Here is a 10,113-nt window from a genome sequence, read left to right as displayed (position 1 = left end):
ACGACCCGCGTCCTCACCGAGGCTTCGGTGCAGGGCAAGATCGACAGCCTGAACGGCCTGAAGGAAAACGTCATCGTCGGCCGCCTGATCCCGGCGGGCACCGGTGCCGGCATGAACCGCCTGCGGGTCGCGGCATCGTCGCGCGATGCGGCGCTGCGCGTCCAGCAGCGGGCACTGGCAGGCTTCATCGCGCCGAACTCGGCCGAGGAAGAACATGCCGCCGAACTGGCCCGCTCGGCCCGCGATGGCCAGGGTGCGAACGACCCGCTGGCCGATGTCGTGCCCTCGGGCACCGGCACCGACGCCGATGCAGGCGAGTATCTGAACGACTGATCGTTCGGGTCTTCGCAAGTTGAACGAGCCGCCGTCCGGGCAACCGGGCGGCGGTTTCGTTTTCGGGGACTGGCGAGCGCGGCGCCCCGACGTCACCGCCGGCTACAGGCCGGGGTGCCGGTCGGTGCGACCTTCCCTCCCGGCCCTGCACCCCCTACCCTGCCGCGCAAATCAAGGGGGACCCATGCACCGCATCCTGTTCGCGCTCCTGCTGCTCGCCGCGCCGGCAGCAGCGCAGACCTATCGCCCGCCCTTCGACCCCTCGGCGCTAAAGGGTCCGCGAACCGGACCGGCCAACGAGGTCGCCGTGCTCGGTTCGGCGCATTTGTCGCAGCTGCCCGATCGCTTCCGCCCCGAAGCGCTCGGACCGCTGCTCGACAGGCTGGCCGCATGGAAACCACAGGCGATCGCGATCGAGTCGCTATCCGGCGCGCAGTGCGACGAACTGCGCCGCTACCCCTATCGCTATGCCGATACGGTGCCGTCCTATTGTCCCGACACCGGCCCTGCGCGCGCCGCGACCGGGCTGGACGTTCCCGCCGCCACTGCCGCGTTCGAAAAGATGCTGGCGGAGTGGCCCGCCGCGCCCGCGCCGGCACAGCGGCGGCGCCTGTCCGCGACCTTCCTTGCCGCCGGCGAGCCCGCGTCCGCGCTGGTCCAGTGGCTCCGCCTGCCACCCGCCGAACGCCGCGCGGGCGACGGGCTGGACGCCAAGCTGATCGAACGCCTGAGAAAGCTGGAAACCCACCACGACGAAAGCCTGATGATCGCCGCCCGCCTCGCCGCCCGGCTGGGGCTGGAGCGGATCTATGCGATGGACGATCACACCGCCGATCGGATGATGGCGAAGGCCGACGAAGCGCCATATGGCGCGGCGATCCAGAAGGCGTGGGACAATCCGGCCGGGGCGCGACGCCGCGTGCTGGACGAAGCCGCCCAGCGCGACCTTTCGACCGGTCCCGGAATCCTGACGATGTATCGCGCTTTCAACGCACCGGACATGGCCCCGATAATCTATGCCAGCGACTTCGGCGCGGCGCTGGAGGAGCCCTCACCCCGGCGCTACGGCCGGCAATATGTCGCCTATTGGGAAACCCGCAACCTGCGCATGGCAGCAAACATCCGCGACATGCTCGGCGAACGGCCGGGCCAGCGCGCGCTGGTCGTGGTCGGCGCGTCGCACAAGCCGTATCTCGACGCCTATCTGCACCAGATGCACGACGTCCGGGTCGTCGATGTGATGCCGCTGCTGCGCTGAACCGGAGCCGGCGGGGCGTCCGGTCGTTGTCCTTGTCCAACAGGGAGAGGACATGCCATGGCGCAGGACGATGTGACCGCCGACACGCTGGCCGACAGCGTCGACGACGCCATGCTGGCCAAGACGCGCCCGCCGGTCGGCGCGATGGTCCTGCTGGGCATCGCGGCGGGTGCGCAGATCGGGTTCGGCGCGATCGGCTATCTGGTGGCGCAGGCCGGGATGGCGCCCGGTGGGGCGACCCAATTGCTGTCAGGCGTCGCTTTCTCGGTCGGGCTGATGCTGGTGATGGTCACCGGCACGCAGTTGTTTACCGGCAATACCATGCTGGTCCTGCCCGCCGCGCAGGACCGGCTGGGCATCGGCGAGACGCTGCGCGACTGGAGCGTGGTGTGGATCGCGGACCTGATCGGCAGCCTCGCCATCGCGGCGTTGTTCGTCGCATCGGGAGCGACCGGTGCGATCGACGGCGCCGTGGGACAGGCCGCGCTGAAGACCGCAGACACCAAGCTGACGAAGGATTGGTTCGAACTGTTCGCGTCGGGCGTGCTGGCCAACATGCTGGTCTGCCTCGCCGTCTGGATGGCGACCGGGGCGAAGAGCGTCGCGGGAAAGATCGCCGCCGTGATCGGCCCTGTCGCGCTGTTCGTCGCGGCGGGGTTCGAACATTCGGTCGCGAACATGACGTTGCTGCCGGTCGCCTGGGGACTGGACCCGGCGGCGGTGCCGGTCGGATCGCTGCTGGGCAATCTGCTCCTGGTGACGGCGGGGAACATCGTCGGCGGGTCGCTGGTCGCGATCACGCTCGCCGCAGGGCATCGGGTGCTGGCGAAAAAGCAACCGACCCGAAAATGAAAGAGGCCGCCGGGGTCTCTCGACGCCCGGCGACCTCAAGCATGGTCAGCGGCCGGAAGCTCCAGCCCGGGAGACCATGCGAGCCGCCTGCATGGGGTCACGGCGTTGACTGGGGGAGGATACCCCCCGCGCGTGACCGGCCTGCGTTAGCGGCGCGTCTCCCGAACGAACTGAACCGAACCCACTGCTGAACCATGAGACATCGGATCACCTCCTTTCGCTAGTTAAAGCCGTCACGCACCGATCGGTGCGCACGCAGAAGGTGGGCCATCCTGGACCCACGTACAAGACTTGTAATGCGTACGGTTCCGGCCATACTCCGCGCCCTGCCCCGCCCGAGTCAGCGGCCCGCCGGCCGACAGCCGCGTACGACCCGGCCGATCGCCGGGTCGCCCGGAATGCGCAGCACCGGCCCCGTGCCCGCCGCCACGCCGATCACGTCCGCCCGCATCAGCGCGTCGAGAAACGTCTGTCCGGTCGTCACCGGCGTTTCCAGCGCGCCATCGACTACCTGCACTGGAAAGGTCGCGGCGGCATCATCGGTGAACAGCGCGATCGACGACCCTTCCACAACCCCACGCGACAACAGGATATGACGGGCAGCGCGGTCGCACCGCAGGGCAAAGGCGATTCGCCCGTCGGCGGTGTAGAGCGCGGCGTCGCGCGTCGCCGACCAACTGCCAGCAAGCGGCACCGCGCCGTCGAGTTCGGGCGTCGGCAACTGTCCGGGCTTCCGCGGACGGGGCGACGGGGCCGGAGTCGGCGATGGCGCAGGGGTTGCGCTCGGCACCGGCGCGGGCGGCGGCGGCTCGCTCGAACAGGCCGACAGCGCCAGCAGCACGACCAGCGCCCGCCCCCGCATCAGCGGCGGCAATCCTCGGTCACCCGCAGCACTTCGGCCCAGGCGGGCAGGACCAGCCGGCCGACCGGCGCCCCTTCGACCACGAACCGCCCCCGGCTGAACCCGATCGCATCGAGCAGCCGGTCGCTGGCGGGCAGCGCCACGCCGACGCCGCCGGCCATCGGCTGAAGGTTCAGCGTCCGCTGCGTGCTGGTGGTGCGGATCGTCACGCTGCCCGCCACCGGGCGCGCGCTGGCGAACAGCATGGTCACCTGTCCGGCGGCGCGATCGCAGGTCAGCGTCGCCACCGGCGCGGCGCCGCGCGCGCCATAGGTCGCCGTCGATCCGCCGCCCAGCCCGCGATATTGCCAGTCGCCCGGCGTGCGCGGCAGGTCGCGCCAGTCGGCGACGGGGGCTACCGGCGTAGGGCGCACCGGCACCGGGCGTTGGACGGGGGCCGGCACCTCTTCGGTCGCAGGCGGCGCACCAGGCGGTACGCACCCGGCCAGAAGGACGACGGCGGCGAGGGGGAACAGAATACGCATAAGCCCCTTATGGGCGATGCGGCCTGCAGCCTCAACCGGGGATGGGCCGGCATGGGTCGCCGTTCCGGCGAAGGCCGGAATCCATGGATGGGTAGACGTTGCGGTAACGTCGCGAACACCCGACACAATGGATCCCGGCCTGCGCCGGAATGACGACAGGTCGGGGATGCTACCGCCCGCGCCCACCCCCGCCGGCCATACGCATCGCCTTCTGCTTGCCGTAGCGCGTCTTGCGCGTCCCCGGCTTGCCCTCGTTCGACCGGCCCATGATCGGCGCCTTGTGCTCGCTTGCCGGAAGCCCCAACTCCTCATTCTCCAGCGACCGGATTTCGTCCCGCAGCCGCCCAGCGGTTTCGAACTCCAGGTTCGCCGCCGCCTCGCGCATCTGCTTTTCGAGACTTTCGATGTACGACCGCAGGTTGTGGCCGACCATGTGGCGCGGGCCGTCCTCGTCGATCTCGACGGTCACCTGATCGCGCGAGGCGACATCGGCGATGATGTCGCCGATCTGGCGCTTGATCGTCGTCGGGGTGATGCCGTGCGCCTCGTTATAGGCGCGCTGCTTTTCGCGGCGGCGGTCGGTTTCGGCGATCGCGCGTTCCATGCTGCCGGTCATCCGATCGGCATAAAGGATCACCCGCCCGTCGACATTGCGCGCCGCGCGACCGATCGTCTGGATCAGCGAGGTTTCGCTGCGCAAGAACCCTTCCTTGTCGGCATCGAGGATCGCGACCAGCCCGCATTCGGGAATATCCAGCCCTTCACGCAACAAGTTGATGCCGACCAGCACGTCATACACCCCCATGCGCAGGTCGCGGATCAGCTCGATACGCTCCAGCGTCTCGACGTCCGAGTGCATGTAGCGCACCTTGAGGCCCGCCTCGTGCATGAACTCGGTCAAATCCTCGGCCATGCGCTTGGTCAGCGTCGTGACGAGCGTGCGGTAGCCGTTCTTCGCCGTTTCCTTTGCCTCATGGATCAGGTCGTCGACCTGCTCCTCGACCGGACGGATGGTGATCGGCGGATCGATCAGGCCGGTCGGGCGGATGACCTGTTCGCTGAACACGCCGCCGGTCTGCTCCATTTCCCAGCTGCCCGGCGTCGCCGACACGCACACCGTCTGCGGCCGCATCGCGTCCCATTCGTTGAAGCGCAGCGGCCGGTTGTCGATCGCGCTGGGCAGGCGGAAGCCATATTCGGCCAGCGTGATCTTGCGGCGATGGTCGCCGCGCGACATGCCGTTGATCTGGCCGATCGTCTGGTGGCTTTCGTCGACGAACAGCAGCGCGTTCTCGGGCAGATATTCGAACAGCGTCGGCGGCGGTTCGCCGGGCAGGCGGCCGGTCAGGAAGCGGCTGTAATTCTCGATCCCCGCACATGAACCCGTGGCGGCGATCATCTCGAGGTCGAAATTGGTGCGCTGTTCCAGCCGCTGCGCCTCCAGCAGCTTGCCCTCCATCACCAGTTCCTTCAGCCGCTCGGCCAGCTCATGCTTGATCGCCTCGCCCGCCTGTTTCAGCGTCGGGCCGGGCGTCACATAGTGCGAGTTCGCATAGACGCGGATCGAGTTGAGGTTCGCGATCTTCTTGCCCGTTAGCGGATCGAACTCGGTAATCTCCTCGATATCGTCACCGAAGAACGTGATACGCCACGCGCTGTCCTCATAGTGCGACGGGAACAGTTCGAGGCTGTCGCCGCGCACGCGAAAATTGCCGCGCTGGAACGCCATGTCGTTGCGCTTGTATTGCAAGGCGACCAGCTTGCGCACGATCTCGCGCTGGTCGACGACATCGCCCTTCTTCAAATCGAAGATCATCGCCGAATAGGTTTCGACCGACCCGATACCGTACAGGCACGACACCGACGCGACGATGATGACGTCGTCCCGCTCCAACAATGACCGGGTGGCGGAGTGCCGCATCCGGTCGATCGCCTCGTTGGTCGAGCTTTCCTTTTCGATATAGGTATCCGACCGCGGCACATAGGCCTCGGGCTGATAGTAATCATAATAGCTGACGAAATATTCGACCGCATTGTCGGGAAAGAACGACTTCATTTCGCCGTACAGCTGCGCCGCGAGAATCTTGTTGGGCGCGAGGATCAGCGCAGGGCGCTGCAATTCCTCGATCGTCTTGGCCATCGTGAACGTCTTGCCCGAACCGGTGACACCCAGCAGCACCTGATCCTTCTCTCCCGCCTTTGCCGCCGCGACCAGTTCGGCAATCGCGGTCGGCTGGTCGCCGGCGGGTGCATAGTCGGACTTGATGACGAAGCGTTTGCCCGCATCCACCTTCGCCGGGCGCACCGGGCGGTGGGGGATGAAGGTCTGTCCGGTTTCGGGTTCGGACAGGTCGGTGCGGATCATGATCGCCATGCGCCCGAATATGGGTGGCGCGGAACGGGACGGCAACATTGCCGCTCGACACAATCGTCAAAGCCGATAGCTTGGAAGCCAAAGGGGACATTCGATGCGCACACTGATCGCCACCGCCGCCTGCCTGCTGGCCGCCACGCCCGCCATGGCCGAACCCGACTGGGCACCCGCCGTCCGCGCCGATTACAGCGCGTCGCTGGGCGAGATGTGGGACTGGTTCCATCGCAACCCGGAATTGTCGTTCAAGGAGGTGAAGACCGCCGAGCGCATGGCGACCGAGCTGCGCAAGGTGCCGGGGATGCAGGTCACCACCGGTGTCGGCGGTACCGGCGTGGTCGGCGTGCTGAAGAACGGCGCTGGTCCCACCGTGCTGGTCCGCGCCGATATGGACGGCCTGCCGGTCGAGGAGAAATCGGGCCTGCCCAATGCCAGCAAGGTACGACAGGTCGGCGTCGACGGCGTGGAGGCGCCGGTGATGCACGCCTGCGGCCACGACACCCATATCACGTCGATGGTCGGCACCGCCCGCCGGCTGGCCGTCCTGAAGGACCGGTGGAAGGGCACGATCGTCTTCATCGTTCAGCCCGCCGAGGAACGCGTCGGCGGCGCGAAGGCGATGGTCGCCGACGGCCTCTACAGCCGCTTTCCCAAGCCCGACTATGCGCTGGCCTTCCACGTCGCCGCCGGGCTTCCCACCGGCATGGTGTCGGCATCGGAGGGCATCCAATATTCGTCTTCGGATTCGGTCGATATCGACGTGCCGGGCATCGGCGCGCACGGGGCCAGCCCCCATGCCGGCAAGGACCCGGTCTATATGGCGTCGCAGCTGGTGATCGCGCTGCAGGGCCTCATCAGCCGCGAACGCCAGCCGCTCGACCCCGGCGTCGTCACCGTCGGATCATTCCATGCCGGCCTGAAGCACAACATCATCAGCGACATGGCCAAGCTGCAGGTGACCGTCCGTGCCAATGACGAAGTGACGCGCAAGCAGCTGCTCGACGGCATCCAGCGCGTGACGACCGGCATCGGCACGCTGAACGGGATGCCCGCCGACAGAATGCCGACTGCCAAGGTGATCGAGGGTACGCCGACCACGATCAACGACGGTCCCCTCGCCCGCCGGCTGAACGCGGTGATGGCGACTACCCTGGGTCCGAAGAACGTCGTGCCGTTCGAACAGACCGGCATGGGCGCGGAGGACTTCGCCTATCTGGTCCAGCCCGATTCCAGGGTGAAGGGCTATTATTTCGCGGTCGGCGGCACCCCGATGGCGGATATTGTCGCGGCGAAGAATGGCGGTCCGCCGGTCCCGTCGCACCATTCGCCGCTGTTCAAGGTCGCGCCGGAACCGTCGATCGTCACCGGCACGATCGCGATGACGGCGGCGGTGCTGGATTTGCTGGGGCCGCAAAAGGCGGGGTGACACCCTCCTGCTTCGTTCGGCCCCATACCCCCGCTCGGTTCGAGCAGCTTCGAGCGCAGTCGAGAAGCGTCCGTCGAGAACCCTGTCTTCGAGGCAACCCCTTCTCGACTGCGGTTCTCGACAAGCTCGAAGCGAACGGGAGGGGGGAAAGGGTAAGGCCAAAAGCCCCTACCCAAACACCGACCAATCCGCCTTGTCCGCCAGCAACTCCAGCGCCCTGACCCCTAGGATCGAATTGCCCTGCCGGTCGAGATTGTTCGACCACACCGCGATCGATGCGACCTGGGGCACGATCGCCAGGATACCGCCGCCCACCCCGCTCTTGGCCGGCAGCCCGACCCGGTAGGCAAAATCTCCCGACCCGTCATATTGACCGCTGGTCGTCATCAGCGACAGCAACCGCCGCGTCCGCTTGGCGCGCTCGTCGCCCTCGCGATCGCCGGTCCGCGCGGTGCGGGTCAGGAACAGCCCGGCCTGCGCCAGCGACTGTGCGCTCAGCTCGATCGCGCATTGATGGACATAGGCTTCCATCACCTCGTCGATGTCGCAGTGCAGATTGCCGTGATGCTTGGCAAAGCTCATCATCGCACGGTTCAGGTCGCCGCCCTTGCGCCCGCTTTCCAGCACATCGTCGTTCAGGATCACGTCGGCCAGCCCGGCCTCTCGCCGCACAAACTCGACTACCGCGCGTGCCGACGCGTCGTCGCCCTTATGCTCGACCAGGATGTCGCACACCACCAGCGCGCCGGCGTTGATGAACGGGTTGCGCGGCACGCCCTTGTTGCGTTCGAGGTCGACGATCGAATTGAACGGATCGCCCGACGGCTCGCGGCCCACCCGCTTGAACACCTCGTCGCCGCAGGCCTCCAGCGCCAGTTCCAGCGCAAATACCTTGGCGATGCTCTGTACGGGAAAGCGGATATGCGAATAGCCGCCATGATGGAGCTGCCCGTCGGCGGTCGCGACCGCCATGCCGAACCAGTCGGGCGGATAGTCGAGTCCGGCATCGGCCGCCGCCTCGATCTCGGCCGCGTTGGCGGTGATCTCCTCCGTCACCTCGGCAACGATGCGGGCGAGGTCGGTCATGACGTTTCCTTGTTGCGAGACAGCCGAGAGCAATAACACGCGCCGATCGCCAAACGAACCGTACCCCGGCGCAGGCGGGGGTCCAGAGCCACAAACGGCAGCGCCTGCTACCCTGGATCCCCGCCTGCGCGGGGATACGTTCTTCAGATCGTCACCAGATTGTTCAGATTGATGATCGGCAACAGGATCGCCAGCACCATCATCAGCACCAACCCGCCCATCAGCAGCAGCACCATCGGTTCGACCAGCGCCACCAGGGTCGCGACCAGCGCGTCGAGTTCACGCTCCAGTTCGCCCGACGCACGGTCGAGCGCGGGGGCCAGCCGTCCCGACGTCTCGCCCGACGCGACGATCGCGACCAGCATCGATGGGAAAATCTCCGCCTCCGCCATCGCCGCGCGTAAGGACAACCCCTCGCGCACCCGCGCCGCGACGGTCAGCGCCTTGTCGCGGACGAAGCGGTTGGGGGTGACGGCGGCGGCGGCGTGCAGCGCCTCGACCAGCGGCACCGCGCTGCCGACCAAGGTCGCGAGGCTGCCGGCGAAGCGCGCCGCATTATGCTGGCGACTGAAGCGGCGGAACGGCGCGCGCGTCGCCAGCCGCCGGTCGACGCGCAACCGGTTGGCCGGCACCCGCAACCACCGCGCACCGACCAGGAACAGCACCAGCCCCCCGACCGCGACGTACAGCCCATAGCTTTGGATGAATGCCGACAAGGCGATCAGCGCCCGCGTCAGGAACGGCAATTCCGCCCCGCGCGACACGAACACACGGACGATATCGGGCACGACATAGACCATCAGCAGCACCATCATGCCGAAGCTGACGGTGGCCAGCAGCGACGGATACAGCAGTGCCAGCTGCATCTTCTGCCCATTGGCCTGCCGCGTCTCGACGAAATTGGCGAGGTGGTTGAGGACGTCAGGCAGTCGCCCCGACTGTTCCCCCGCCGCCACTGACGCGCGATAGAATTCGGGAAACGCCTTGGGATGTCGCGCCAGCCCCTGCGCAAAGCTGCGCCCGTCGAGGATCGCGGCGCGCACGTCGAGCAGCAGCGCGTTGACCGCCGCATTGTCCGCCTGTCCGGCGACGATGCGCAGCGATTCCTCGATCGAAATGTCCGACCCGACCAGCGTCGCGATCTGCCGCGTCATCGTCGCCAGCGCCTTGGCCGAAACCCCGCGGCGGAACAGGCGGGGGAGCTGGATGCTGCCGAGCTTCGGCCCCTTCTCGGCGGCTTCCTCGACCGACAGCGGGAGTTCGCCGCGCTCACGCAGCGCCGCGCGGGCGGCGGCGGGGCTGGAGGCTTCGATCACGCCTTTCACGGTCGCGCCGGTGCGGGATGCCGCGCGGTAGGTGTAGGCGGTCATGGCAGCCCCCACCCCATCCCAAGCAGAAATC

9 protein-coding genes are annotated in these 10,113 nt (G+C 67.4%); 4 read left to right on the top strand and 5 right to left on the bottom strand.

What is annotated here, in order from left to right; genetic code table 11:
• The 3 genes from QZ755_RS04255 to QZ755_RS04245 form a co-directional block, all read left to right on the top strand.
• Positions 1-333: hypothetical protein (locus QZ755_RS04255; protein ID WP_294320080.1), on the top strand; the 333-nt coding region annotated here is incomplete at its 5' end.
• Between the two features lie 184 nt (positions 334-517).
• On the top strand, positions 518-1,591 hold the full coding sequence (locus QZ755_RS04250) for a DUF5694 domain-containing protein (protein WP_294320078.1): 1,074 nt from the start codon (positions 518-520) through the stop codon (positions 1,589-1,591).
• Between the two features lie 57 nt (positions 1,592-1,648).
• Positions 1,649-2,443, top strand: coding sequence for a formate/nitrite transporter family protein (locus tag QZ755_RS04245; RefSeq protein WP_294320076.1), 795 nt, complete (start codon positions 1,649-1,651; stop codon positions 2,441-2,443).
• Positions 2,444-2,783: 340 nt separating this feature from the next.
• Here the strand turns inward: QZ755_RS04245 and QZ755_RS04240 are convergent, their stop codons facing one another.
• The 3 genes from QZ755_RS04240 to uvrB form a co-directional block, all read right to left on the bottom strand.
• Positions 2,784-3,305 (bottom strand): hypothetical protein, encoded by a 522-nt coding sequence (locus tag QZ755_RS04240; RefSeq protein ID WP_294320074.1) that lies wholly within the window; start codon positions 3,303-3,305, stop codon positions 2,784-2,786.
• Positions 3,305-3,829 carry a hypothetical protein gene (locus tag QZ755_RS04235; protein WP_294320072.1) on the bottom strand — a complete coding sequence of 175 codons (525 nt, stop codon included), beginning with the start codon at positions 3,827-3,829 and terminating at the stop codon, positions 3,305-3,307. The genes QZ755_RS04240 and QZ755_RS04235 overlap by 1 nt, the downstream gene beginning before the upstream one ends.
• Before the next feature lie 169 nt (positions 3,830-3,998).
• On the bottom strand, positions 3,999-6,203 hold the full coding sequence (gene uvrB / locus QZ755_RS04230) for an excinuclease ABC subunit UvrB (RefSeq protein ID WP_294320070.1): 2,205 nt from the start codon (positions 6,201-6,203) through the stop codon (positions 3,999-4,001).
• 94 nt (positions 6,204-6,297) lie between these two features.
• On the opposite strand from uvrB, the gene QZ755_RS04225 reads away from it, so the two are divergent.
• On the top strand, positions 6,298-7,626 hold the full coding sequence (locus QZ755_RS04225; protein ID WP_294320068.1) for an amidohydrolase: 1,329 nt from the start codon (positions 6,298-6,300) through the stop codon (positions 7,624-7,626).
• A gap of 168 nt (positions 7,627-7,794) precedes the next feature.
• On the opposite strand, the gene glsA is transcribed toward QZ755_RS04225, so the two are convergent.
• A complete protein-coding gene (gene glsA / locus QZ755_RS04220; protein ID WP_294320067.1) occupies positions 7,795-8,712 on the bottom strand; it encodes a glutaminase A in 918 nt (305 codons plus the stop codon).
• A 143-nt stretch (positions 8,713-8,855) separates the two neighbouring features.
• Positions 8,856-10,082 carry a type II secretion system F family protein gene (locus QZ755_RS04215; RefSeq protein ID WP_294320066.1) on the bottom strand — a complete coding sequence of 409 codons (1,227 nt, stop codon included), beginning with the start codon at positions 10,080-10,082 and terminating at the stop codon, positions 8,856-8,858.
• Positions 10,083-10,113 lie beyond the last annotated feature (31 nt).

The organism is uncultured Sphingomonas sp. (assembly GCF_913776855.1).
Classification (GTDB): Bacteria; Pseudomonadota; Alphaproteobacteria; order Sphingomonadales; family Sphingomonadaceae; genus Sphingomonas.
Note: the sequence above shows the minus strand (reverse complement) of the source record. Positions and strands in the feature narration are given on the sequence as shown.

Bases quoted from the DNA above. Each gene is read 5' to 3' on its own strand.
- QZ755_RS04250 (WP_294320078.1), top strand. From the start codon at position 518: ATGCACCGCATCCTGTTCGCGCTCCTGCTGCTCGCCGCGCCGGCAGCA.
- QZ755_RS04245 (WP_294320076.1), top strand. From the start codon at position 1,649: ATGGCGCAGGACGATGTGACCGCCGACACGCTGGCCGACAGCGTCGAC.
- QZ755_RS04240 (WP_294320074.1), bottom strand. From the start codon at position 3,305: ATGCGGGGGCGGGCGCTGGTCGTGCTGCTGGCGCTGTCGGCCTGTTCG.
- QZ755_RS04235 (WP_294320072.1), bottom strand. From the start codon at position 3,829: ATGCGTATTCTGTTCCCCCTCGCCGCCGTCGTCCTTCTGGCCGGGTGC.
- uvrB (WP_294320070.1), bottom strand. From the start codon at position 6,203: ATGGCGATCATGATCCGCACCGACCTGTCCGAACCCGAAACCGGACAG.
- QZ755_RS04225 (WP_294320068.1), top strand. From the start codon at position 6,298: ATGCGCACACTGATCGCCACCGCCGCCTGCCTGCTGGCCGCCACGCCC.
- glsA (WP_294320067.1), bottom strand. From the start codon at position 8,712: ATGACCGACCTCGCCCGCATCGTTGCCGAGGTGACGGAGGAGATCACC.
- QZ755_RS04215 (WP_294320066.1), bottom strand. From the start codon at position 10,082: ATGACCGCCTACACCTACCGCGCGGCATCCCGCACCGGCGCGACCGTG.